24 protein-coding genes and 1 tRNA gene are annotated in these 24,680 nt (G+C 62.9%); 6 read left to right on the top strand and 19 right to left on the bottom strand.

The features are described from left to right. Positions 1-70 precede the first annotated feature (70 nt). The 8 genes from Q8Q53_RS10280 to Q8Q53_RS10245 form a co-directional block, all read right to left on the bottom strand. Positions 71-784 carry a DsbA family protein gene (locus Q8Q53_RS10280; RefSeq protein ID WP_305701680.1) on the bottom strand — a complete coding sequence of 238 codons (714 nt, stop codon included), beginning with the start codon at positions 782-784 and terminating at the stop codon, positions 71-73. 11 nt (positions 785-795) lie between these two features. Further along, on the bottom strand, positions 796-2,151 hold the full coding sequence (locus Q8Q53_RS10275; RefSeq protein WP_371136540.1) for a M48 family metalloprotease: 1,356 nt from the start codon (positions 2,149-2,151) through the stop codon (positions 796-798). A gap of 43 nt (positions 2,152-2,194) precedes the next feature. Next, positions 2,195-3,145 (bottom strand): alpha/beta hydrolase, encoded by a 951-nt coding sequence (locus tag Q8Q53_RS10270; RefSeq protein ID WP_305701679.1) that lies wholly within the window; start codon positions 3,143-3,145, stop codon positions 2,195-2,197. A gap of 83 nt (positions 3,146-3,228) precedes the next feature. Next, positions 3,229-4,665 carry a hypothetical protein gene (locus Q8Q53_RS10265; RefSeq protein ID WP_305701678.1) on the bottom strand — a complete coding sequence of 479 codons (1,437 nt, stop codon included), beginning with the start codon at positions 4,663-4,665 and terminating at the stop codon, positions 3,229-3,231. Between the two features lie 118 nt (positions 4,666-4,783). Further along, positions 4,784-6,028 carry an MFS transporter gene (locus Q8Q53_RS10260; RefSeq protein ID WP_305701677.1) on the bottom strand — a complete coding sequence of 415 codons (1,245 nt, stop codon included), beginning with the start codon at positions 6,026-6,028 and terminating at the stop codon, positions 4,784-4,786. A 20-nt stretch (positions 6,029-6,048) separates the two neighbouring features. Then, positions 6,049-6,513 (bottom strand): DUF2141 domain-containing protein, encoded by a 465-nt coding sequence (locus Q8Q53_RS10255; protein WP_305701676.1) that lies wholly within the window; start codon positions 6,511-6,513, stop codon positions 6,049-6,051. Beyond that, positions 6,480-7,214, bottom strand: coding sequence for a sterol desaturase family protein (locus tag Q8Q53_RS10250; protein WP_305701675.1), 735 nt, complete (start codon positions 7,212-7,214; stop codon positions 6,480-6,482). The genes Q8Q53_RS10255 and Q8Q53_RS10250 overlap by 34 nt, the downstream gene beginning before the upstream one ends. Before the next feature lie 67 nt (positions 7,215-7,281). Further along, complete coding sequence (locus Q8Q53_RS10245; protein WP_305701674.1) at positions 7,282-8,958, bottom strand: DEAD/DEAH box helicase; 1,677 nt, start codon at positions 8,956-8,958, stop codon at positions 7,282-7,284. A 79-nt stretch (positions 8,959-9,037) separates the two neighbouring features. Here Q8Q53_RS10245 and Q8Q53_RS10240 point away from each other — a divergent pair, with 79 nt between their 5' ends. Next, positions 9,038-9,289 carry a hypothetical protein gene (locus Q8Q53_RS10240; RefSeq protein WP_305701673.1) on the top strand — a complete coding sequence of 84 codons (252 nt, stop codon included), beginning with the start codon at positions 9,038-9,040 and terminating at the stop codon, positions 9,287-9,289. After that, positions 9,264-9,437, top strand: a complete 174-nt coding sequence (locus Q8Q53_RS10235) for a DUF1289 domain-containing protein (RefSeq protein ID WP_305701672.1) — start codon at positions 9,264-9,266, stop codon at positions 9,435-9,437. Before Q8Q53_RS10240 ends, Q8Q53_RS10235 begins: the two co-directional genes overlap by 26 nt. Here the strand turns inward: Q8Q53_RS10235 and Q8Q53_RS10230 are convergent. Both Q8Q53_RS10230 and Q8Q53_RS10225 read right to left on the bottom strand, forming a co-directional pair. After that, entirely contained in the window at positions 9,425-9,919 is a 495-nt protein-coding gene (locus Q8Q53_RS10230) for an MmcB family DNA repair protein (RefSeq protein WP_305701671.1), read from the bottom strand. The genes Q8Q53_RS10235 and Q8Q53_RS10230 overlap by 13 nt on opposite strands. A 59-nt stretch (positions 9,920-9,978) precedes the next feature. Further along, complete coding sequence (locus tag Q8Q53_RS10225) at positions 9,979-10,311, bottom strand: hypothetical protein (protein ID WP_305701670.1); 333 nt, start codon at positions 10,309-10,311, stop codon at positions 9,979-9,981. A gap of 217 nt (positions 10,312-10,528) precedes the next feature. On the opposite strand from Q8Q53_RS10225, the gene Q8Q53_RS10220 reads away from it, so the two are divergent. Continuing rightward, positions 10,529-10,605: transfer RNA gene (locus Q8Q53_RS10220), tRNA-Arg, on the top strand. A 171-nt stretch (positions 10,606-10,776) separates the two neighbouring features. After that, positions 10,777-11,331: a hypothetical protein gene (locus Q8Q53_RS10215; protein ID WP_305701669.1), complete on the top strand. Its 555-nt coding sequence runs from the start codon at positions 10,777-10,779 to the stop codon at positions 11,329-11,331. Here the strand turns inward: Q8Q53_RS10215 and Q8Q53_RS10210 are convergent. Both Q8Q53_RS10210 and Q8Q53_RS10205 read right to left on the bottom strand, forming a co-directional pair. After that, on the bottom strand, positions 11,328-11,513 hold the full coding sequence (locus Q8Q53_RS10210; RefSeq protein WP_305701668.1) for a hypothetical protein: 186 nt from the start codon (positions 11,511-11,513) through the stop codon (positions 11,328-11,330). The genes Q8Q53_RS10215 and Q8Q53_RS10210 overlap by 4 nt on opposite strands. 43 nt (positions 11,514-11,556) lie before the next feature. Then, positions 11,557-13,743, bottom strand: coding sequence for a TonB-dependent receptor (locus tag Q8Q53_RS10205; protein WP_305701667.1), 2,187 nt, complete (start codon positions 13,741-13,743; stop codon positions 11,557-11,559). A gap of 239 nt (positions 13,744-13,982) precedes the next feature. Between Q8Q53_RS10205 and Q8Q53_RS10200 the strand changes: the two genes are divergently transcribed. Next, positions 13,983-14,639 (top strand): TetR/AcrR family transcriptional regulator, encoded by a 657-nt coding sequence (locus Q8Q53_RS10200; protein WP_305701666.1) that lies wholly within the window; start codon positions 13,983-13,985, stop codon positions 14,637-14,639. 122 nt (positions 14,640-14,761) lie between these two features. Here the strand turns inward: Q8Q53_RS10200 and Q8Q53_RS10195 are convergent, their stop codons facing one another. The 6 genes from Q8Q53_RS10195 to Q8Q53_RS10170 form a co-directional block, all read right to left on the bottom strand. Then, positions 14,762-16,564, bottom strand: coding sequence for an FAD-dependent monooxygenase (locus Q8Q53_RS10195; protein ID WP_305701665.1), 1,803 nt, complete (start codon positions 16,562-16,564; stop codon positions 14,762-14,764). Positions 16,565-16,651: 87 nt separating this feature from the next. Then, the gene (locus Q8Q53_RS10190) at positions 16,652-17,332 is read right to left on the bottom strand and encodes a TetR/AcrR family transcriptional regulator (RefSeq protein WP_305701664.1); all 681 of its coding nucleotides are present in this window, start codon (positions 17,330-17,332) and stop codon (positions 16,652-16,654) included. A gap of 106 nt (positions 17,333-17,438) precedes the next feature. After that, positions 17,439-18,050 carry an outer membrane protein gene (locus Q8Q53_RS10185; RefSeq protein ID WP_305701663.1) on the bottom strand — a complete coding sequence of 204 codons (612 nt, stop codon included), beginning with the start codon at positions 18,048-18,050 and terminating at the stop codon, positions 17,439-17,441. 125 nt (positions 18,051-18,175) lie between these two features. Further along, positions 18,176-19,717: a DHA2 family efflux MFS transporter permease subunit gene (locus Q8Q53_RS10180; RefSeq protein ID WP_305701708.1), complete on the bottom strand. Its 1,542-nt coding sequence runs from the start codon at positions 19,715-19,717 to the stop codon at positions 18,176-18,178. A 30-nt stretch (positions 19,718-19,747) separates the two neighbouring features. Continuing rightward, the gene (locus Q8Q53_RS10175) at positions 19,748-20,914 is read right to left on the bottom strand and encodes an HlyD family efflux transporter periplasmic adaptor subunit (protein WP_305701662.1); all 1,167 of its coding nucleotides are present in this window, start codon (positions 20,912-20,914) and stop codon (positions 19,748-19,750) included. A gap of 14 nt (positions 20,915-20,928) precedes the next feature. Then, complete coding sequence (locus Q8Q53_RS10170; RefSeq protein ID WP_305701661.1) at positions 20,929-22,368, bottom strand: efflux transporter outer membrane subunit; 1,440 nt, start codon at positions 22,366-22,368, stop codon at positions 20,929-20,931. A 102-nt stretch (positions 22,369-22,470) separates the two neighbouring features. Between Q8Q53_RS10170 and Q8Q53_RS10165 the strand changes: the two genes are divergently transcribed. Continuing rightward, positions 22,471-23,067, top strand: a complete 597-nt coding sequence (locus Q8Q53_RS10165) for a TetR/AcrR family transcriptional regulator (protein WP_305701660.1) — start codon at positions 22,471-22,473, stop codon at positions 23,065-23,067. Positions 23,068-23,100: 33 nt separating this feature from the next. Here the strand turns inward: Q8Q53_RS10165 and Q8Q53_RS10160 are convergent, their stop codons facing one another. Next, positions 23,101-24,555: a bifunctional 3-(3-hydroxy-phenyl)propionate/3-hydroxycinnamic acid hydroxylase gene (locus Q8Q53_RS10160; RefSeq protein WP_305701659.1), complete on the bottom strand. Its 1,455-nt coding sequence runs from the start codon at positions 24,553-24,555 to the stop codon at positions 23,101-23,103. Positions 24,556-24,680: the final 125 nt, after the last annotated feature.

Raw genomic sequence — 24,680 nt, 5'->3', positions numbered from 1 at the left:
TAGCAGAAAACCGCCGTGCCAAGCCACCAGTTTGCGCAAGGTTGCGCAGCCGGATGAATGGCAGCAGGGTTCAGGATTGCCCGGCCTGACGGATCGCCTTGGCCAGCGCCTCACGGCCGACAGCGCCGCTCATCAGCTGTTCGCCGATCACCCAGCTGGGCGTGCCGTCGATCCCCAGCGCGCGGGCAAAGTCGAGGTTGCCGCTGAGTTCGGCATTGATCAGCGGATCGGCCAGCGCCTTGCGCGCGCGGTCCATGTCCAGCCCGGCCGTCTGCGCGGCGGCGGCGATGGTCTGCGCATCCGGGCGGCCGGCGGCGAACATGGCGTGATGGAACTGGGCGTAACGCCCCTGCTCTGCCGCCGCGAGGCTCCACCTGGCCGCTTCGGCGCTTTGCGGCGAGAGGATCGGCAACTGCCGGACCACGACCTTGAGCTGCGGGAATTCCTTGATCAGCGCATCCACGTCGGGAACGCTGGTGCGACAATAGGTGCAGGCAAAATCGGTGAACTCGACCAGTGTGACCGTGCCTTGCGGGTTGCCCAGCACCGATCCGGGGAACGGTTCGAACAGCTTGTCACCCACGCTGGTCAGCTGCTTTTCAGCCTCGCGGCGCTGCAATTCCTCCATCGCCTGCGGCAGGATTTCGGGGTTTTCCAGAATCGTCCGCTTGACCGTTTCCTCGGTCCGGCGGGATTCGAACAGCCAGCCGCCAATCCCGCCGACGATCAACAGGATCAGCCCGACAAGCGCGAACAGGATCGATCTGGATTTGGTTTCGGTCATGGCGGGCAGCGCTACTTGCGTTTGCGCTGCTGTTCAATCGCCGCGCGCGCCTGCATCGCGATATCCTGTGCCCGCAGCCAGTCGGGCGAGCCTTTCGGCAGCGCGGCTTCAGCCGCTTCGGCGCTCCGCAATGCCTGGGGGAACTGCAAGCTCATCACCTGCTGTTCGGCGCTGGCCAGCCGCGCGCGGGCGGTATCGCCATTGGCTTCATAGACCACGCCCAGCTGATACCACGCGAACGGATTGCGGCGGTCGCGCGCGACGGCGGCTTTCAGCACGCGCTCAGCCTCCTTGAAGTTGGCCGGGTCTTCGGTCGCGATCAACGCGTGGCCGAACGTGGTCGCGATCAGCGGCTGGTTCTGGGTCTGCTCGGTGGCCTGCCGCAGCGGTTCCAGCGCATCGTGCGGACGCCCGGATTCCAGCAGGATCTGCCCCTTCAGTTCAAGGAAATAGGGATCGCCCGGGGCCTTGGCCAGCAATGCGTCAGCCTCGGCCAGCGCCTGATCGATATGTGCTTCCTTGTGATAGGCATAGGCGCGGGCGTAGCGCGCAGGGATTCCGGTCATCGTCGCAGGCCAGGCACGCAATGTCTGCTTTGGTTCGGAAACATAGCCGATCAGCTTGGCCTTGACCCGCTGGAACCGGGCCTCAAGCTGCGGATCGAAGGGGACGTTGTAGGCCGGATCCTGTTCATAGGTATCCTGCAAGGTCGCGATCCGGTCCGATGTCATCGGGTGGGTGCGATAGAACTCATTGTCGTAACTGCGGGTGTAGCCATAGCGATACTCCATGTTCTGGAGCTTCTTGAAGAACGCGATGGAACCCTTGCCGGAAATCCCGGCTTTCGACAGGTATTGCGCCCCGGCCGCATCGGCGCTGGCTTCCTGGCTGCGGTTGAATGCCAGATACTTGCCCATGGCAGCCTGCTGTCCGGCCATGATCACGCCCAGCGCCGCCTCACCCGCCCCGGCCGCCGCCGCAGCCGCGCCGAGCAGCAGCGACAGGATCGAGATGCCCTGTGCCGCCTTGCCGCCGCCGTCGCTGATCACGTGGCCGCCGGTGATGTGGCCCAGTTCGTGGGCAATCACGCCCTGCACTTCGCCCACCGACTGCGCTTCGTTGATCAGGCCGCTGTGCAGATAGACCGCCTGCCCGCCCGCAACAAAGGCGTTGAGCGAGGGATCGTTGATCAGCACGACATCGACGTTGTTCGGATCAAGGCCTGCCGCCGCGATCAGCGGGGCGGACATATCGCGAAACAGCGCCTCGGTTTCCGCATCGCGCAGGATCGATTGCGCTGTAACGGGCTGAACCGCCAGGGTCAGGGCCGCCAGCACTGCGCCCATATGCGCCAATAGCCGGGCCATTTGTCGGGCCATTTGTCGGGGAAACGCGCGCATCACGGCGGACCTAAGACGCATTTGCCTGAACCGGCGCTGAAGGCGCGCCGTGCGCCGCCAGAAACGCCAGCACCGCGTCCAGCACCCGCGCATCGCGGCGGAACGGCCGGGCCAGCTTCATCACGGTGCCCGAATGATCGACATCCTTCAGCACCACCGCTTGCGTCGGGGTGCCGACGGCGGTCAGCGCCTTGGCCAGCGCGATGGAATTGCGCGGCTTGACGGTCACGTCTGTATCCCCGGTCAGCAGCAACATCGGCGGGGCATCGGCGCGGGCATAGTGGACCGGCTGGGTCTGCGCCGGGTCCGGCACGTGGCCGAACGCAGCGCGGGCCGAATCGGTGGTGAACGGCGCAAAATCATAGGGTCCGGACAGGCCGATCACCCCTTTCACAAACCCGTCGGGCACGCCCTGACGGCCCAGCCATTGCCGTTCCAGCCCCAGCATCACCGCGTTATAGGCCCCGGCGGAATGGCCCATCAGGAACACCCGGTCCGGATCGCCGCCATGGCGGGCGGCGTTATCCAGCGTCCAGCGCACGGCGGCAGCGCTGTCTTCCAGCATCGCGGGATAACGGCCAGCCTGGCCCAGCCGGTAACCGGGCAGCACCACCACGTAACCAGCGCGTGCAAACGTGCGGCCGATGAAGTGGTAATCGCCGGGAATCCCGCTGTTCCACCCACCGCCGTGGATGAACACCAGCACCGGGTGCGGCCCCGGCGTATTCGGCACGATCACTTCCAGTTGCTGATCCGGGTGCGAGCCATAGCTGACGCCCGTTGCCGCCACTGCCGTCCCCTTCGTGCCGCCCAGGGTCCGGTCGGACCAGTCGAGCAGCGCGACCGCGTTGGTCGCCATCGCATAGCGCCACGCGCCAAACAGGGCGGCCGTTACAAATGCCAGGGTAATCAGGGTCCAGCCCATCCAGCCAATCCGCCTGCGGTCAGAGGTTGCGATCATCGCAGTCTCCTAACCCACAAACAAAAGAGGCGCCATGCCGCAGCATGGCGCCTCTTCCGGTCCCCTCTCGCCAGGGTATTCGTTCAACCGACCAGTTTGCGTGCGGCGCGTTCCAGCAGCGGCACATCATCGGGCACTTCGCCAACCAGCACCACGGTGCCATCGGGCATCCGGCGGGCGATCAGCAGGGTAAATTCGCTGCCTTCGGGCGCGATGTCGGCAAAGCTTTGCGGTTCGATCTTGCGCAGCTTGCGGGCCAGCGCCTCACGCGGGGTTTCGCGCACATCGGCGGCCTTGCCGCTTTCCTCGCGCTTCAGTCGGCGTTCCTCGTTGACCACGCCTTTCAGGCCGCCCGGTGCTTCGGACAGGAACCGCGAAAGCGTCCCGCGCGGCAGGCCGATGCGGTGCGCATGGCTGAGCGCGGAGGCGTATTCGGTAAGGCGGGTCTTGTCGTAATCGGCCCCGAACACCAGCTTCACCACCGGCGTCATCGGCGCGCGGTCCTGCACGGTCAGGCCCGATTCGGTCACCAGTTCGTCGAACTGCGCAGGCGCATCGGCTGCGGCGAGTGCAAAGTCATAGGCCAGCCCGATCGCGGCATAGAGCGCGCTGCGGGTGCGATCTTCGGAACCGCGTGCGGCTTCGGCCAGTTCGCGGGCCGAGGCCAGCCAATCGGCCAGTTCCATGTCTTCGGCGGAAAGTTCGAACACCGGTTCCAGCACCGGTTCGGCGCTGACCGGATCGCCATAATCGGGATTGCCAAAGTCATCGGCCCCGAACGCGGGCGACGGCAGGCTGAGCCCGCCGGGCGCGGAGGGCGCGAAATCGGCGAGGTCCAGTACGTCGTCGTCAAAGCCGGAGGCGCTGACCAGATCGGCCGGACCATCGGCCCAGTCGGTCAGCACATCGGCGGGACGGTGGGCCTGCGGCTCCAGCGCCTGGTCGATTTCCTTCAGCAGGGCATCGGTGGTTTTCTGGTCAGCCAGTTCCTTCCAGTTGATCACGCCATAGATGAAATCGATGGTGTCATCATCGCTGGAAAACGGCAGCAGGATGCCGCGATACAGGATGGTGCATTCGCGCTGGTTGACGAATTCCGCTTCGAACCCGATCGGCGCCTGATTGGCGATGATCTGCATGTAATGGTCGGTAATCCGCGACAGCAGCGATCGGCTGGGCACATCGTCCAGCGTCTGAATATCGTCGTCCGTCCCGCATTCCAGCGCCAGCTTGTCGCCCAGATACTGGATCGAAGGATTCGCGATCCCGGCCGTGAAGTCCAGCAGCACGCTGTAAGGTCCGAAATCCGGCAGGGCTTCGGGATCGAGATCCTCGATCGACGGGAAGTTGCGGTTGTCCAGCAGGCTGGCCCAGTGGTTATAGGCGCGCACCTGCATCCGGCGCTCGTCCTGCCCGACGGGGCTGGGCGGCACTTCGTGGCTGTCTTCGTCATCGGCATAATCGTAATCCGGCGCGTCATCCGCGCCGCGATCCATGAAACTGCCCCGATACGTGTCCATGTGGCTTTCCCCGCCAAGTCCCTAGTCAGGAACCCTTTTGGCGCGACATGGTAAACGAACCGTTAAGTTGCGCCGGAAAGGATGAAGTTGCGAAAAACGACGTCATGGAGTTATCCCCCTAGACCCGGCCCTCTTCGCGCCCTGGCATTGGCGCCAGCCAGCGCAGCACCGGCAGGGTCAACGCCAGGAACACCGCTGCGCCAAGGATCGCGGTTGGCACGCTCAACAGGTCAGCCAGCAGCCCCAGCGCATAGGACCCCAGCGCGAGCCCGCCAAAGGTCAGCGCCTGATAGATCGCCAGGCAGCGCCCGAGAATATTTTCCGGCGAACGCAATTGCATCGCCACGTTGAGCGTGGTGAACGTCGCCACCCAAGCCCCGCCCGCCACCAGCGCGCTGGCCAGGAGCGGCGGCAGCGTTACGGCCATGGCCAGCGGGATCATCATCACCGCAAAGATCAGCGCCGCGATGCTGACCACCGCTTCGCTGCCCAGCCGCCGCCGGGCCGGCGCAATCCACAACGCAGTGATAATCGAGCCGATGCCGAACGCCCCCAGCAGCAGCCCGTATTCAACCTCGGTGCCGTGTACCCGTTCGCGCACCACCACCGGCAGCAGGGCATGGAAGCCCGCGGCCCCCAGGCCAAAGCACATGCCCCGCAGCAAGATCCGGCGCACCGGGCTGGAGCGCGCGCAAAACGCGATACCGGTGCGGATCGAGGCGAGCATCGGCTGGCGCTGCGGCCAGCGCGCTTCCGGCCGCCAGCGCAGCAACACCACGATCAGCGCCAGATAGGACAGCGCGTTAAGCGCAAAGGCATGGGCCGGACTGGTCAGCGCGATCAGCAGCCCACCCAGCGCCGGGCCGACGCTGCGCGCGAGGTTATAGGCGATGGTGTTGATCGAAATCGCCTGCGGCAAATCGCCCGGGCCGACCTGCAAGCGGACCGAGGCCTGCCAGGCCGGGCCGTTCAGCGCCGTCCCCGCCCCCACCGCCAGCGTGAACGCCAGCAGTGACAGCGGCCCGATTGCGCCCGCCCAGGTCATCAGCGCCAGCGCGGATGAGGCAATCAGCATCACCACTTGCGCGGCCAGCATCACCTTGCGGCGATCATGGTTGTCGGCGATTGCCCCGGCGAACACCGCCAGCAGCAGGATCGGGATCGTCGTGCTGGCCTGAACCAGCGCGATCAGCTGGTGTGACTTCGTCAGGTCGGTCATCAGCCACGCCGCCCCGGTCGATTGCACCATCGATCCCAGGTTTGACGCAAGGTTGGCGGTCCACAGCGCCCGGAACGCCGGAAACCGGAACGGTGCCAGCGCCCGCCCCGGCGCGGTCAGGCCGCCGGAAGCCGGTTCATCCAATGGTTCGCCCCCCGGCGCGGTCACAGCAGATAACGCATTTTCGCCTGTTGCTCGACATCGCTGCCGATCACGTCGAACGCCGCCTTGTCGAACTTCGGCGGGCCGAAGCTGACGGGAGCGTTGCGCGAAAAGCCGTAGCCTTCCTTGGGCATCATGATCGCCATGTCCATCTTGCGGTTGCTGTTCTCGTCATGGATCAGCGAGATCGCATAGCGCCCCGCCGGAACATGACCGAACTCGATTCGCACGCTGGCCGCGGCCGCCACCACGGCGGTGCGCGCCGCCGGATCCTTGCTGCAATCGGGGAAGGCCTTGGGCTTGGCGGTCAGGCAGGCGAGCACCTGCCCCTTGGCGTTGCGCAGTCCGGTCACGTCCAGACTGACCTTGCCGCCAGGTCCGGTCGGCTGAGGCGCGGGCGCAGGCGTTGCCGCCAGCAGCACCGGCGCAGCGATCAGAGCGGCGACAGCCCGCGATCCGTGCCGCACAATCGGTCCCAGACGCGAAAATAGAGTCCGTAATTGCATAAATAGCTTTCATGATGCCGCTGGTGATGGCTGGCCGTTATCAACCAGTTCCCCAACCGGGAATGAACCAACCGGCGCGGGAACAGTTCCCAGCCCATATGATTGGTGACGCCCATCAGTGTCATGATGGCCAGCACCAGCCCCAGCACGCCGATATGCACCGGTACGACAAACACCAGCGCAGGAATGACAATCGCACCGGTCACGGCCTCGATCGGGTGAAAGCTCATCGCCGCCCAGGCGGTGGGCGGCTTGCTGGCATGGTGGACCGCATGGGCCAGCCGGAACACGCGCGGGCGGTGCATCCAGCGGTGGGTCCAGTAGAACCAGGTATCGTGCAGGAAAAGATAGACCAGCAGCGACAGCGGCAGCCACCAGATCGGGAACGCGGCGATGTCGGTATAGATGCGGGTCCAGCCGTGCTGCTGCCAGCCCCACGCGACCAGCCCCGCCGGTGCGCCGTAAATCCCCGCCGAAGCGAGTGACCAGCGCAGTTCCTGACGGATCTGCCGGTCCAGCCCGTTATACAGCCCGGGCCGCACGCGCCGCGTCGCCCAGGCAAACGCGCCCGAAGTCAGAAGATAGCGCACGGCCACGATCACCGTCATCACCAGCGCGGATAGCGCGGCGGCGGTCCAGCCGGGATGGTCAGTCGAAAGCATGGCGGGCTTATGCCCACGCTACCGCCGCTCATGCAAGCGGCAGCGTGGGGATTAAGTCAGCGCCGGATCAGCTGGCGCGGGTAACCGGGCCGCGATTGCCGCCGTTGCCGCGCGGGCGACGGTCGCCCTGCGGACGGCGATCGCCGCCAGCGCGTTCACCCTGCGGGCGATCACCACGCGGACGATCACCGTGGGGCCGATCGCCATGAGGCCGATCGCCATGGGGACGCCGATCACCAGCCGGACGGGCTGCAACCGGGCGATCCGCAGCCGGACGGACGGCTTCCACCGCGCCGCGCGCTTCGTTGCCCAGCGGGTTGAACAGCGGGCCGCGCACCGGCGCTGCCGGACGGTCACCGCGATAGGCTTCGCGGGCATGGGCATCGCGCGACTTGCCGTCGCGGGCCTGTCCGCCGCGGCTGACATTGCCGTTGCGGCCACCGCCGCCGCCCCCAGCGCCGCGGCCACCGGGGCCACCGCGCGCAGCCGGACCGCCGCGTCCGCGCGCATCGCGGGCATCGCGGCGGGCATCCTGTTCGGCCTCAGCCGGCTTGCGCGCGGGCAGCGGCAGGCGGGCGGCATCCTGCTGGAAGTTTTCCGGCAGCGGCATCGGGTCCAGCTTGATCCCGGTCAGGCGCTCGATATCGCGCAAGTACGGCTTTTCGTCCGGCGCGCAGAAGCTCAGCGCAATCCCGTCCGCCCCGGCGCGCGCGGTGCGGCCGATCCGGTGGACATACTGTTCCGGCACGTTGGGGAGTTCGTAATTGAACACGTGGCTGACACCGGTCACGTCGATCCCGCGCGCGGCGATATCGGTTGCGACCAGCACCGGGATGCTGCCCTTGCGGAAGCCCAGCAGCGCGGCGGTGCGCTGCGCCTGGCTCTTGTTGCCGTGGATCGCGGCGGCGTTGACCCCGGCGGTCGCCAGATGGCGGACCACGCGGTCAGCGCCGTGCTTGGTGCGGGTGAACACCAGCGCGCGGTCGATGGCGTTGAAGCCTTCGGTTTCGGCCAGCCCGACCTTCAGCTTCAGCGTCAGCAGCGCCTGCTTTTCGGACTGGTTGACGAACGTCACCCACTGCTCGACGCGCTCGGCGGTCGAGGCCTGCGGCGTCACTTCGACGCGCACCGGGTTGCTGATGAACTGCTTGCCCAGCTCGGCAATCGCCTTGGGCATCGTCGCGCTGAAGAACAGGCTCTGGCGTTCCTTGGGCAGCATGTTGGCCACCCGCTTCAGCGGCACGATGAAGCCCAGGTCCATCATCTGGTCGGCTTCGTCGAGCACGAAGATTTCGACATGGCGCAGCGTCAGCGCGCGCTGGTCGATCAGATCAAGCAGGCGGCCCGGCGTGGCGACCAGAATGTCGCAGCCCGGAACCAGTGCGCGGGACTGCTTGCCCACGGGGATGCCGCCGAACACGCACTGGACCGACAGGTTCAGGTACTTGGCATAGCCGCGCATGTTGTCGGCGATCTGGGCCGCCAGTTCGCGGGTCGGTGAAAGCACCAGCATCCGGCAGGACGCGCTGTTGCGGGCCTTGGGATTGGCGGCCAGACGGTGCAGCGACGGCAGCGAGAACGCGGCAGTCTTGCCGGTCCCGGTCTGGGCGATACCCAGCAGGTCGCGCCCTTCGAGCAGTGCGGGAATCGCCTGCTTCTGGATCGGGGTAGGATCAGTATAACCCTTTGTTTCAAGCGCACGGAGCAAGGGCTCGGCAAGGCCAAGGTCAGAAAAATAGGACATGAAAGTCTCTCAATATTGAAGCGGCGCGCGCAGGAATGCTCCTGCGACACGAAGCAAGTGTCGTAAGATGCGACCCTGCGTGAAAAAGGTGGCTTCAGGCGATAACGGCGACCGTAAGTCCGGGCAGGTCTGGCGTCAAAACGCTGACCTCACGCTGCCGGGACTGCAACGGGAGAAGTTCTCCGCGCGCCGATTGCTGAAGCTGCATATAAGCATTGGTCGCGATAAAGCAAGAAAATTACGTCATGCCGGATCAAGCCGGGCAACGCCTTGCCGATTGCGGGCGAATCTGCTTGCCTTGGCCGATGCACACGCCGCCCTCACCCTGTGATGGAACCTGCCGGATCGATCCGGTGCTGCACTGGTGCCAGGGCTGCAAACGCACCCTGACTGAAATCGCCGACTGGCCGATCCTCAGACCGCGCGAAAAACGCGCGATCCTCAGCCAGTTGCCGCTGCGAACCGGTCAGACCCGCTGATCCCAGGTCTGTAGCCGCGGATCAAGCGTGGCCAGATGCCGCCGCAGCGCGGTGCGGGCCAATCGCTCCACCTCCACCTTGCGGCGGGCGGCGGCCAGCGGCACGGTTGCGGCCGGGCGCAGGATTTCGGCATCATAGCCATCGGCCACGATCAACCCGCAGCGATCCGGCAGAAAGCTGACATCGTCCATGCAGGCGCGGTCCAGATGCGGCGCGAGGCCCCAGTAGAACCGGTCACAAAACTGCAGATAGTCGGGCCATTTGCCATCGCCCAGCAGATCGGCCCGGCTGACCTTGATTTCCACGATCACCAGCTGCCCCTTGGCGTCGATCCCCATCAGGTCGGCCCGCCGCCCGTTGCGCAGCGGCATTTCGGGCAGGCACCAGATATCGTTGCGGGCAAACAACCGGCATATCCCGCGCGCCACGGCCAGCGCCTCACGCACAGTTGCATCGGCGGGAATCGGGTCTGGCTCAACCATCGGCAAGCCATAAGAACATAGCATGAACAATGCAAGTGCGCCGCGCCGCCGCGCCGCGGTTACATGAACCGGCGCGGGACCGCTGCATCAGCGGGCGGGCAGAGCGCCAGCAAGGCGGCCCGTGCGGCATGGAATTCCTGCCACAACGCCAGCGCCGCAGCGGCCGGGTTGATCCCGCGCGCATGCACCGCCAGCAGCGCGGCCATCCCCGGCTCCATGATCGCGGCCAGGTCTTCGATCCCCTGCTCGGCCATGTTGCGCCGCCAGCCGCCGGCATCGCGCATCACGGCCGGAAAGTTGCGCACATCCGCGCGCATGGCTTCGGTCGCGATCCCCGCCAGCATCGCCACGACCCCCGCCGCGTCGTGCAGCGCCGACCATTTCATGCTCATCGCACTGGCCGAGGCCTGGCCAAACTCCGCCCGGCCCGAACCTGGCAGAACCCCTCCGGCAGTGGGGCCGGAACCAGGCGTGGGCGATCCAAAATTGGTGGGTGCGTTCATAACGGCGGGCTTAGCACCGCCCTGCTTGCCAAATCACTAACTGGGCTGCGCCGATAAAAGGCACTGGCGCGCAGCGATCCACACTGCTAACCGGCCCTTCCAGTGCGCACCCGTAGCTCAGCTGGATAGAGCGCTGCCCTCCGAAGGCAGAGGCCACAGGTTCGAATCCTGTCGGGTGCACCAGCTTTTCAATGACTTAGTGGCGACGGGCTATTTCGGTACGGAATAAGTACGGAAAAGAGGGGGTTGCTTTGCCTTCGATAACGCTAGTTTCTTGAGCCGGATCAAGCCACCTTTGCGCCTTTTGGTAGGGAGCGAGTGCGCATGAGGTCGAGTTGGGCATTACTGGGGTGGATGATCGGAGCGGCAGCAGTTGTCTATCTGATCAATTCGTCAACGCCTAACCCGCTCCCCTTCATACTACTCGCTTACTTGATCGTCTTTTTCGGCAACAGGATAATGGGTCGGCTTACGCGCGTTCCGACTACAAGCGGCTTTGAGCATGGAAGTCCGGACGAATACCTGATCATCGAAACTGATTATGTCTCCGAGCTGGCATTCAAAGTCTGGTTTGTTGACGGCGATTGGGAAGCGGGGCGTAGTTTCGAAATTTCAGGCAAGGTCCTTCGAATGCCGGAAACTCCCCTTGAGGGTCTGCAAATTGGCGAGCGCGCGACAGTTCAGATTTACCCGTTGTCAGGATGGTTCGAAGGATCGCGCATCGGATGGATTAGGGCACGTGGCACGTGCAGTGTTGGTTTGCCGATTCCCCTATTGATGCAACTTTTGGAGGACGTTCGAAGAAGTGAAAAACAGGTGATCTCCATCGGCTTCAAAGCGACAACCAGTGAGCGCGGCAAACCATCCTTTCCGATATATCTTTTGGAAATGGAGCCGCCGCTGCACTAGCCAACCAGCCGCGCCATCACGCGCCCGCCCGGCTCCAGCCGCTCCAGGTCGAATTGTGACGCGGCCTCAGGGCTTGCCCCTTTCAGGACATAAGCGAGCGCCGCCTCCAGATTGACGGCATGTAGATCGGTATTACCCGCCTCCAGCCCCAGCCGCCCGCCAATGGGTTTGCTGTGGATCACGCGCGCCCGATAAGGCTGCCCGGTGATCCGGCGACGGCTTCCATCAGAACTTGAAGGAAAGCTGCAGGGCAATTGTGCGCGGCCTCTCCGACATCACTGATTGCGTGCCGATGATGGGAGTCGGGAACGAGAACGCAACCGCCCGCTTGTCGGAGAGGTTGCGACCAATCAAGCGTGCTTCCCACCGGTCGTTCGCGTCCCCGAAGGCGACGCTCAGGTTATAGGTGGTGAAAGCGTTGCCAATGACAGAAGCAGCCGGATCCTGTTGATAGGTACGGCTGGACCGGTAGTCGATCGACCCGTCAGCCATGAAAACCAGGCTGTCACTCAGGTTCTGGCGGAACGAAAAGCCACCCGTGCCGCTCCATTTGGGAGCCAGCGGAATCGCAGTCCCTGTCAGTCTGTCTTTGGCATCGGCATAAGTGTTGTTGATGAACAGGCGCAGTCCGTCGACCGGACGCCAACTGGCCTCAAGTTCAAAGCCGGTGCTCTTGAGATCGGTGTTGAAAATGTTGAAGGTCTGGCCGTTGAACGTCACGACCTGAAAATTGTCGACACGGGTGCTGAAGAGCGAAAGGTTGAAGAGCCAGCGCCGTCCCGCATCCTGAGCCTTGACACCCGCTTCGATGGTGCGCGCGGTTTCCGAGCTATATTCAGACTGGTCGAGGAACGTGGCGGAAGAAGCAAATCCACCGCTCTTCGTGCCTTTGCCATAGGACGCGTAAAGCATGATGTCCGGCGTGACATCATATTGCACTCCGCCCGAATAGTCGATCGGGCTGTCCGTTCTCGAGTCGCTGAACGGCGCATAGGGTGGGAAGATGCCCAAGCTGTAAAGGCCCGGTCGCACGACCAGTCGCGCGAGATCAACATTCTTCTTCTCGCTGGTATAGCGCAGGCCACCCGTCAGCCGCAGCTGATCTGTCGCATTTACCGTTAGCTGGGCGAAGGCCGAGAATGTGTCTGTCTTCTGAACAAACTCATTCTGAAAGGCTCCGTCGATATTGGGAAGTCCCGGAGGCCCAAAGGGGTAGCGGGCATCAAAGAGCCCCTGGCTATCGAGTTCATTGTGAAGGTAGAGTCCCCCGACCAGATAGTCGACGGTCCTACCCGACGGAGAAACATACCGCAGTTCCTGTGAGAACTGCTTCGATGTCTCGTCAATGCCTCGCGTTCCCCAGTTCCCGGGCAGAAAATCGATGTCGGTCAGATTGGCGTCGGTATAACGGGAATAGGCGGTTACCGAAGTGATCGTCCCCTCACCGACGCCGACATTGACGGTCGCGCTGAACCGGTCGACCTTGAGCCGCTCGACCTGTTCGCTGCCTGGCGTGGTCAAATAGGTCGCGTTGCGATTGTCCAATTGATTGTCCAGGGAGCCAGGCGCACCTGCCAGACCGGCGAGGAGCTCGGCAACCGGATTGAGGGTTGCAAACTCAACGGACGAACCGCGCTGCACCGAATAGTCATGCTGGCCGACCAACGTGATGTCGATGTCCGGAGTCGGCTCCCAGACCAGCACGGCACGAATGGCATCGTCGCGATTGCGCGGCGAGCGCCGACCGGTAATTCCATCGCGCACCCAGCCCTTGTCATTCAAAGTCTGACCCGAAAGGCGGACCGCCAGCGTTTCTCCTAGAGGAATGTCGACACCTCCGGTAACAAGCGTCGACCCGTATTCGAATTCATAGGAGCCGCGGAGGTCCAGGGAAAACTCACGGCCGGGCTTGCGGGTAACGACATTGATTGCGCCAAGACTCGTGTTCTTGCCGAGCAGGGCAGCCTGAGTCCCCTTGATGACCTCGATGCGGCCGATATCAAACATTGAGGAGGCAAATTCGCGCGAACGTGGTGCATAGACACCATCCACGAACAAGCTGACAGAGTTGTCGAAGGAGGGCGAACCCGGAGCCGAGCCAAGGCCGCGCACCGTGACCCCGATTTCCGCGCCCGTGGGTGCCTTGGCCAGATTGATTCCGGGAGCGACCGCCTCAAGCTGCAGCAACGAACTGGAGCCCGTTCTCGTCAGCGCGGCATCCGTCACGACACCGATAGAGATCGGAATTCGCTGTGCCGTTTCCTCGCGCTTCCGCGCGGTGACAACAATATCCCCTTCGGAAGGGGGTTGCGCCTCGGCTTCGGCATCGGTGCCCACTGACTGCGCCACAGCTGGCGAGGCCAAGCATGTCAGCGCGCAAAGGCCGGTTGCAACCAAAATCTGCCTTTTCATGATCAATCTCCCCTCCTGAGCGGAGCCCTGAATTGGCTCCCAGCTCGTTTGCACTCGGGCATTTATTAGCCTCGCAGTCCATTAAACTATGCGAAATTGCCCGAACGCGCAAGAGGGGACCGAAAAATGTGGACGGTGCCCGCAGAATGTTGGACATTGCGCCTAATTTGTTGCCAGCCAGCGAGCCTCCATCACGCTGAGTCAGCGCGGAAGCCGAGCTTGATTGCGTAAGGATGCCAGTGATTCAAACTGATAGCCCAAAAGACAAGCGCTGGGTGAAGACCAGGGGAAAGCTGGTACGCGCTGGCTTCGAACTGCTGGGACGCCACGGAATCGGGGCAGTTGGCGTCGATGAAATCGCTGCGCAAGCAGGCATAGCCAAGCAAACATTCTACAATCATTTCATCGATCGCGACGCATTTCTCCTGGATTTGCGGCGCGAGTCCCGGGAAATTTTTGAGCAGATCGTTACCAGGATCAACGCTGAGGTCGAAAGTCCGACAGACCGCTTGGCGCAAGGCGTTGCAGTGCATGCGAGGATGGCCATTCTTGATCCGCTTCATGCCCGATTTTTTGCAAATGTGGCGGCGATGACATTTACCGAAGAGCAGGCGCTTAATGTCGGTCTGATCACGGATCTCGAGGCCGGGCGTCAACGGGGCGAGTTCGCATTTGGTTCGATTGAAGCCGCGGTCACGCTGACCGGCGCGGTTACACAGGTGACTGTGGCGCAGTTGCTGGAATTAAAGCACGCGCAGCTAGCCGTTCCGGTAACTCAGGAGATGCTCACCATGTTACTGAGAGGTCTGGGTGTGCAACCAGACAGGGCAGAGCAGCGCGCCTCCAGGATGACAAACCGCATCTTCTTCCTGGAACCTGCCATTCTTGCGCCCTGAGCGTAGCACAACGTCCAGCGCTTGTTTTGCTATTAGCATGTTCGTCCAATAAACGAGCGCTGGATTGGAGAGCCGCGCCACGACCAGCGATGGGTGGTTTCACCTTTGGAAAAGCCATGGCTTCATGCCGTCGACAGGGGTTTCCCGAGTACTTTGCCAAGTGCTGCGGCCAATGCATCGAGCGAGGCGTCGGATCCTTCCTGCATTCTCCAAGCGACGACACGATCCGGGCGAACCAGAACTGCGCCGGTCGGACCGATTCCGCGGAACTGCGCCCAAGCTAACCGGGTGTCGAAAAGATCGCCATCGAGATGGCCTATGCGAATGGCATCGAGCGGAAGGTCGTTGGCCTGTGCCAGTTGCCTTGCCGCTTCGCACCATGCCGTGCCGTCTTCACCTGCGATCAGCAGAAACCGGCCAAGGGGCACAAGATCCTTGAGCGCCCGGCGATTGCCGCTTTCGTCATCGATCCAGGCATGGGGTAACGGGCTGCCGGGAAAGGTGCCTGGCTGATAGAGGCGGACATCGTCGATCGCTTGCGGTTCAGACGTGCCATCGGCGACAATTGCTTCGGAGCGATAGCGATAGCCATATTCGACATTGAGTTCGTTGGACTCCATGCTGATTGCGCGGATTGCGCGCAGCGCCTTGCTGCGATGTTCGGCATCTTCTCGCTGGCCACTCCAGACCCGCTTGAATTGAGCCCAGTTGGCCTCGACAGAAGCAGTGGCGTCGATTCCGAATGCCTGACCGACCTCGAGGTGCGCCATCGCATTCTGGAGCGAACGCTCGACATTGCGGGCATCGACCGGGCGGCGTTCGGCTTCGTAGGTGTCGAGCAGGTCCGGATGCGCTTGCCCCTTGAGCACGGCGGCAAGTTTCCAGCAGATATTGTGCGAGTCCTGGATGCCGCTGGTCAGGCCAAGCCCGCCGGTGGGTGGATGACGATGGGCCGCATCGCCGACGAGGAAGACGTTCCCTTCCCGGAACCTCGACGCGAGCACGCCTTCCTGCGTCCAGCGAGTGACCTTGTGGATTGTGATCGGAAGATCGCCAATGCCGAGCGCGACGCGCATATTCTGTTCGATTTCGGCGTCGGACAGGTCTCTGGCATTTTCGCCGCCGTAAGTGACGTGAAAGACCCATTCCTCGCTGTCCGGCCCCCAATGGTCCGGCCCCATCGGCACCAGGACTGCCATCTGGCCGATGGCCGGGCACCAGATCCAGCGGATCAATACGTCAGGGTCGCTGGCGACTTTCGAAAGGTCGGCCGAGACATGGGCGGTGGCGACCTGGCCGATCACGCCCAGACCTTCATAGGGAATGTCGAGCATGCGCGGCAGAGTGCGCCCGCCATCGCAGCCCAAAACGTAACGCGCCCGGATCGCATAGACTTCGCCAGTATCGTGATCGCGGACAGTTGCGGTAACCCCGTCAGCATCCTGTTCAAGTTCGATCAATTCGTTGTGGAAGCGGATGCGCCCCGGATTAAGCGTTTCCGCCTGTGCCTTGAGGATCGGCTCAAGCCTGATCTGCGGCAAGTTGTAGCTGCGGCAGGGGCTTGCCTGAACCCAGTTCTGGTTGGTGTAGCCCGCCCCCCAAGTCTCCAGCTTGGCGACCAGCCTCCCATAATCGGGATCGGGCCCGACCAGGCCTGCGTACCAGCCCATCGCCGCCATGTTCTCAGCCGGCGTGCTTTTCGCGGCGATTTCCTCGGCGACGCCCAGATCGGCCAGGATTTCCATGGTCCGCTGGTTGAGGACGTGCGCCTTGGGCAAAATCGATGTCGTCGGAAAGGCGCTTATCAGGACATGATCGACCTCAAGCCTGGACAGCAGCATCGAACAGGTAAGGCCAGCGCCGCCCCCGCCGACGATCAGCACCGATGTTTCGATCTTGCTGGACTTGGCTCCGGTTTCGGACATTTGCTTTCCTCTCTCTGTCTGTTTTGATTGGGTGGACCGCAGCTGCGCGCGTGCTTTGGCCCAATTCGACCAAAGCTCTCTCGCCTCTCAGTTGCGCAGCGGGATCAGATCGGCGCGCGCCAGGGCAGTTGCTTCGGCTGGGGCAATGCCGAACGCCCGCAAGGTCAGTTCCGCGACGTTTTGTCCGGCGCGCAAGGGAGTTTCGACACCCGACAGGATGAGCTTCATCGCCGCCAATGTTGCACCGGACATCAGCGCCAATGCGCTTTCAGCCTGATCGGCGTTCAACGCGAACCGCCCGGCTGCAATGCCGCACTGGATGTCCAGCAGGGCTGTTTCGCGGATCGCGGTTTGAAGAAGCTCTGTCGACAGCGCGAAATGCGTGAGAAATTGCCCCCAGTCCCGTTCCTCGTGCGCGCGCATGCAGAAATGGCGAATACCTTGCGATACCCGCACCGCAGGATCGTCGTTGTCGGCCAGCCTGGCATGGATCCGTTCTCCCATGTCGCGGGCCATCTCGGCGGCGACGTGTTCGAAAAGGCCTTCTATCGTGCTGAAATAGTTGTAAAATGTTCCGCGAGAGATGGCCGCCGCGCGGACTATGTCGTCAATCTGGACAGCCAGACCATGCCTGGAAAACTCTTGGCGCGCGGCATCATGGATTCGCCGCCGCGTGCGCGCCGCGCGCCCTGAGGCATCTGGCATGGCAATGGTGTTGGCGGACGGCATCTGTCGGCTCCGAATCACTTTGGCGGGAACTCGGATCATTTCGACAAAGATGACAAAAATGTCAATATAAGATCAAAACGTCATTTTAGGAGCGATGGAGAGAGCAGGGACCGGCGTCCGCGACGCCGGTCCCTGACTGCTGGCATCAGAAGCGATAGGTAATGCCGGTGAGCACCTGATGGCGATCGAAAGTGGCGTCGCCTTCGCTCAGATCGGAATAGCGATACTCCAGCCGAGCCGACACATTCGGCATGATCGACCGTTCAACCCCGGCACCGACCAACCAGCCATCGCGGTTCTCGGAGGCCGAGGTCATCCCGGCAGGCGTGGTGAGCGAGGTATCGAGCCGCGCGTTGGTATAGCCGCCGCGTGCGTACATGAGCGTCTTCGGCGTCACCAGATAGCCGGCCCGCGCGGTGAGGTCTAAGGACCACTTGGGATCGATCGTTGCCACGGCATGCGCGGGACCGCCCGAAACGGTGTCGCTGGTGCCGATGCTGAAACCGGCCTCGGTACCGATCACAAAGTTACCAATCGACTTGTCATAGCCAACAAAGCCTCCAAACGTTGCCTTGTCCTTCGACGTGTCGATGGCAAGCACACCCAGATCGGTTTCCGGATTTTCGAGCTTGTCCTGGCTCCAGCCGCCTTGCACGCCCACGCTTGGGCCATCGAAAGGCTGCGACTGAGCGTGCGCCAAACCGGGGAGCGCCAGTGCGGCGACCAGGGCGAAGGCGGGAATTGCAACAACTTTCATTCTATTTTTCCTTGATTGATGTGTCGCTTCCTGGGGAAGGAAGTCGATCCATAGTGATTGACTATATATTTGATATCAGGCGTTTTTGTGCCCCACCTCCTTTCACTGTGAATGAATGCGCCGGGTTAGTGCGCGCCGCTCGTATCGATCGGCCCCTTTGGTTTGGGCACGAGCCAGATGAGGGTCGCCGCCACGCCAAGGCAGACGGCGATCACGCCAAACATGTTGAGCGTCGCAAGCATCACGCTTTGCCCTTCGACGACGTACGACAGCATCGTCCTTGCCGAGTCCGCAGGCATGCCCTGCTGCACCATCGCACCCATTGCGGCGTCGCCATGCTGCATGGCGCCGGTCAGTTCGGTGTTGTTGGTGCGGATCGCGTTCGACCAGCCGCTCTGGATCAGTGAAGTGGCAAAGGCACCGGCAAGGGTCCGCATGAAGTTTGACAGACCGGCGGCGTCGGCCTGCTCGTGCGGCTCGACGCTGGCCATGGCGAGACCGGTCACTGGCACGAAGAACATGACCATGAAGGTGCCGGTCAACAGCGTTGGCCAGGCCATTTGCAGGAAGGTCACATCGTTGCTGAACGTGAGCATCCGCCAGACCATGATCGCGGCAAGCCCGACAATGCCCGTAAACACGATCAGCCGCGGGTCGAATTTATCGACCGCCTTGCCCACCAGCGGAGCACACAGCACCGCCAGAATACCCATGATGCCGGTGGCATAGCCCGCCCAGGTGGCAGTGTAGCCCATGTTGGCCTGCAGCCAGAGCGGAAGGATGACAATGCTGGCAAAGAACGCGCCGAAGCCGACCGAGTAGGTTGTTGCCGCACCGACAAAGCCCCGGTGCCGGAACACCCGCAGATTGACGATCGGATTCTTCTCGGTCAGCTCCCAGATCAGGAAGGCGACAAAGCCGATCGCTGCGACGACGGCGAGCGTCCGGATTTCGTGGCTGGCGAACCAGTCATGATTGCGGCCTTCGTCGAGCATGATCTGCAGCGCGCCGACCCAGACCACCAGCAGCGCCAGCCCGACCTTGTCGATAATCGCCTTGAACTTCGGATCTGCCTGCCCGCGCATCAGGATGAACAGGGCAATGCCCGCAGCTGCCGCGACCGGCACCTTGATGAAGAAGATCCATTCCCAGCCGTAGTTGTCGCAGATGATGCCGCCCAGAATCGGGCCTGCCACGGGTCCGATCAACGTGGTCATCGCCCAGATGACCGTGGCAAGCGTCGCCTTCTCTTTCGGGAAGATGCGCAGCAGCAGCATTTGCGAAAGCGGCATGATCGGGCCGCCGAACAGGCCGAGCAGCACGCGCATGCCGAGCAACATGCCGAGCGATCCGGACAGCCCGCACAGCAACGAGATCGCCGCGAAGGCCAGGTAGCAGACGATGAACGTGTTCTGGGCCCCGTATTTTCGTGCAAGGAACCCGGTGAGCGGAACGGTAATGGCTTCGGCAACCGCGTAGGAGGTGATCACCCATGTGCCCTGGCTGGCCGACACTCCGAGCGCACCGGCGATCGTGTTGACCGAGACATTGGCAATCGTGGTGTCGAGCACGACAAGGAAATTGCCGAGGCCGATCAGGATTGCGGCAGCGTAAAGCTTCAGACCGGTCAGCGGTGGAGCCTCCCGTGCCGAAGCAAAGGCTTTCATGATCGACATGAGTGTGCCTCTTTCGATTGATTAGTTTGAAATCCGGACTTCGGCGGTCATCGACAGACCAACCCGAAGCGGATGAGCGGCGAGCTCCTTGGGATCGAGCGCGATGCGGACCGGGACGCGCTGGACCACCTTGATCCAGTTGCCGGTCGCGTTCTGGGCAGGAACGACCGCGAAAGCCGCACCGGTCCCGCCGGAGAAACCGACGACCCGACCGTGGTAGACCACCTCTTCGCCGTACAGGTCGGAGATCAGCCTGACCGACTGGCCCGGCCGGACCTTGGCTAGCTGCACTTCCTTGAAGTTGGCATCGACATAGGCCGACTGGATCGGGACGATCGTCATAAGAGGGGCTCCGGGCTGAACCCGCTGGCCCACCTGGACCTGACGGCGCGACACGACGCCATCGATCGGGGCACGGATGACGGTCCGTTCCAGATCGACTCGCGCCTGATCGAGCGCGGCCTTCGCGGCGAGAACCTCCGGATTGCCATCGATCGAGGTTCCGGCGATCAATGCGCCGTTGGCGTTCATCGTGCCGACGGCGGCCTGCCGACCTGCCGCTGCCTGCGCGCGGCTTGCCTGGGCTGCGGCAAGATTTGCTTGTGCGGTTGCCAGCGCGTTGCGAGCCGTGGTCAATTCTTCACCCGAAACCGAACCCGATGAAACCAGGGATTCACGCCGCTGGTAATCGGTTCTCGCCTTGACAAGATTTGCCTGTGCCGCCGCGATCTGGGCTTCAGCCTGCATCTGATCTGCGGCGCGAGCCGAGACCTGTGCACGCAAGCCGCCATTGGTAGCGACCAGACCGCGGATCTGGCGCTGGGTCATGGCAAGTCGTGCCTCGGCAGCCGCGACGGCCAGTTTCGCGTCGGTATCGTCGAGCCGGATCAGTACATCCCCGCGCCGGACATGCTGCGCGTCCTGCACCAGCACTTCCCTGACCGGCCCACCAACTAGCGGCGTGATCTGGGCGATGTCTGCGCCAACGTAGGCATTGTCGGTCACGGCATGCTGTGCGGCGAAGAGCGAATCGTATGCGTAGTAACTCCCGCCGAGCAAGGCGACAGTCGCTGCGAGGCCGATGAAAAGGCGCTTGCGCTTGGAATTGGAAGCCGTGCGATCTTGCGCGTCGAGAGCCTCAACTTCATCGCTGGGATCGGCTTCGATCTTGGTGGTGATTGCATTCATGCTCGTGGACTCCTTCAGGATTGGAAACCGCCGCCGAGAGCGCGGATCAGCGCAACATCGAGGGCAAATGATCGGCTTTTCATCGAGGCGACCTCGCGGCGGGCGAGGATCAACGCATCTTCGGCTGCGAGAACGTCGAGATAGGTCGCAAGGCCGGCGCGATAGCGGTTGTTGGCCACCGTCCAGGCAGCCTGCGCCGCATTGGCACTCGCAGCAGCGCGAGCGAGGCGTTCGCTCAACGCACGCTGGCTGGTCGCGGCATCGGCCACCTCACGAAGCGCTTGAGTTAATGCGCCATCATATTGGGCAACCGCTGCTTCATAGTCAGCTTCGGCACCGCGATACTGACTGCGCAGCCTTCCGCCTTCGAAGATCGGCAGGCTGATGGCGGGGCCAACCGACCCGAAATCGGCTCCCGAATTGAACACGTTACCGATCCCGAGCGACTGCAGACCAATGACGCCCATGAGATTGACATTGGGGTAGAAAGCAGCGCGGGCTTGGTCGATGCGGCTGGCCGCCGCCTCGGCACGCAGCCGTGCCGCGATGATGTCAGGGCGGCGACCAATCAGATTGGCCGGAATTGCTGCCGGCAGTCCGAACCCGCGCTGGGCGAAAGCCGAAGGACGGCCGATCGAAAATCCACGATCCGGCCCCTTGCCGATCAGTGCCGCGATGCGGTTCCGGGTCAGGCCGAGCGCTTCTTCCAGGGCGGCACGCTGGCCCTTTGCCGCTTCAAGCGCGGAAACGGCCCGGTTGACGGCCCCTTCATGCTCCAGTCCTTCGACATTGCGCTGGCGGAGGAGCGACAGCGTCCGCTCGCGGACAACCACGGCCTCCTGCGCGGCATCGAGTTGGGCGTGAAGATCGGCAAGGTCTGCATAGGCGCTCGCAACGCCTGCGGAAACGGCGAGCCGGGCGGCAGCGGCTTCGGCATGGGCCGCTTCGGCTTCCGAACGGGCTGCGCGCAAAGCCGCGCGGTTGCGGCCCCAGAAGTCGAGGTCCCAGCTAAGCCCGATCGAGGCCGAGCCGTAATCGTTGAATCCCTGCGGCAAGGCGGCCTGGGGAGTGCCGTTTTCATAGCTCTGCTTGGCACCCGTCAACTGCACTCCTGCCGTGACAGAGGGCAACAGTGTGCTGCGCGCTTGTCCGGCGAGTGCATTTGCACGGGCAAAGCGCGCTTCGGCCACGCGGATGTCGGTGGCACCAGACAGTCCCTCTTCGATCAGGCTCGAGAGTTGGGGGTCGCCAAATTCGGACCACCAATGATCTGACGGCCAGTTTGCAACAGGCGCGGCAAGGCTTTTGCTGGCCTCGAACTGCTCTGGCGCAGCGACACTCTGAAGCGTGCGCTCTTTTGGCAAGGCCGCGCACCCGCCGAGAGCGAGCGAAGCAACGGCCAACGCCGAAATACCACTCAAAGGCAGGGCACGCGATAAACGGGAGGTGGTCATTTCGACTCCTTAACTAAACTGTACGGTTTGATTATATGCGAGTCGCTCTTGCGCCGTCAAGGCAAAAGTGTACAGTTCGGTTCAGAAAAGGAGATTCAGGCAATGCGGGTAAAAACGGACGCAAGGCGTCAGGCGATCGTAAGCGCCGCAATCGAGGTGTTTCGCGAGCTTGGTTATGAGCGCGCCAGCATGGCTGCCATCTCCGCACGGGTCGGCGGCTCGAAAGCGACGCTATACAGTTACTTCAAATCGAAGGAGGAACTGTTCGCCGAGGCAATGCTTGATGCTGTTGATTCCGACTTCCAACCGTTGGTCGATCTCTTGGTCACGTCAGAAGAAGACTTACCGGTTCTACTTCGACGGTTGGGACTGGGCTATGTCCGATTGATGCGCACCCCTCACGCCCTTGCGATCACGCGAACCGCCGTGGCAGAAGGGGCCAACGCGAAACTCGGTGCATTGCTCTACGAGCGCGGCCCGCGTCAGGGTCTGGATGAAATCGCCGCATACATGGAGCGCCTCATCGACCAGAAGCGGATCCGACCGGTAGATCCCAGGATTGCGGCGCTGCATTTGAAGGGCTTGCTTGACGCCGGGAATCAGGAGCCGCTGCTGTTCGGTGCAGCACCCGAATTGGATATCGACGAATGTGTCGATGCGGCTGTCGATACATTCCTGCGCGCCTACGCTACGGCGTGAATCACGTGGGTGTCGGCGGGAAGTATGTTTTGACTAGGCCTTCCCGTCCGCAACGCTCCGCCAGGAGGTTTGCAATTGTTCGCGGCTTCCGGTGCCGAAAACATAGCGGTCAGGCCGGACGAGCACAGCGTCAGCGCCATGGCGATCGAGCCACCGTCCCAGCGGTGCTGCGAAAGGCGCAAGCTGCGGTTCCGACAGGTCTTGCCGGGAGATCAGCCAGTGCCCTGTGCCGAGCCGGTCATCCAGTCGCGTGCCGTCATCTGCAATGAATTGCGGGAAATAGCTCCCTGCCGCTGCGGTCCCGGCCATTATGGCGCCGCGGGAGATGGGCGGATAGGCCGGTGGGCCATCCGGTGTCAAATTCAAGGCACGGGCAATCCTGAATTTCGTATCGCGGATGAACGCCGAAAAGCGGTTCGTGATGCACACGGTGCGTCCCATCATGATCGCCATTTCGATGGTGGCACGTACATTGGGTTCGCGCTCGGGCTGATAGGAATCGAGCAGGGATGAGGGCGCTTTCCCCTGCACGACTTGCGCAAGCTTCCAGCTGAGATTGGCAGCATCGCGAATGCCCGAACAGAGGCCCTGGCCTGCAAAAGGCGGCGTCTGGTGCGCTGCGTCGCCCGCAAGCAGGACGTGCGCCTTGCGCCAGCTTCGGGCAACGCGGGCGCGAAATGTGTAGACGGCCTTGCGTTCGAGCGTAACCGCACCCTCGACATTCCAGGGCTTGAGCAGGCGCTCGATCGAGGCATCGCTGCTGACCTCGTCCGGATCTTCACCGGGCTTGATCATGAATTCCCAGCGGTGCCTGCCTTCCCCCATCAGGACGCAGGTGGTCGGGCGGGCGGGATCGCAGATCTGCAGGTTGACCTTCGGCAGCCGCGACCGGTCGATGACGATGGCATCGACGACCAGCCAGGGTTCCTCGAACCCGAGATCGTCGAATTCGATTGCCGCCGCCTCGCGAACCGGGCTGCGCGCACCATCGGCCCCGACCAGATAGCGCGCCCTGACCTCGCGCTCGCCCGTGGCATCCGCCACCGTGGCAACAATGCCATCGGCTGCATCGCGATAGGCCTTCAATTCGGTCGAACTGCGCAGTTCGACCGTCGGGCAGTTCTCCAGCTGGGCACGGAGCACCGCTTCGAGGGCGGGCTGGTGGATCATGTTCGCGATCGGCCAGCCGCCCGGGCCGATCGCGCTCGAACCGTCAAAGCGCAGCAGTATCTTGCCCTTGGCATTGAGGAAATCGTAGCGGTCCGTGAGCTGGCACGTCTCCATCAACTTGTCGGCAATGCCGACCTGCTGAAAGACCCGCATGGTCTCGTGATCGATATGCGCGGCGCGCGGAAGCGGATAGATCGACGCTTCCTTTTCGACCACCAGGACAGAAAGCCCCTGTTGGCCCAGCAAGATCGCAAGCGTGACGCCGGTTGGCCCGCCGCCGCAAACCAGCACATCGTAATCGGTCGAAGACTCCTGCATCGCTCTTCCTCTCCTGCCCGCTACTCCCCGTGCGGCGTTTCCCTTTCCTCGATGTGTCGGTGACCTGCCTCTTCGGGCCATTGGTTCGGTTGGTGTCCCCGTCACATCTGCACAAGCAGCTTGCC

It is taken from the genome of Novosphingobium sp. (assembly GCF_030699305.1).
GTDB lineage: Bacteria > Pseudomonadota > Alphaproteobacteria > Sphingomonadales > Sphingomonadaceae > Novosphingobium.
The sequence above is the reverse complement of the archived record's forward strand: the minus strand, read 5'-3'. Positions and strand labels throughout refer to the sequence as shown.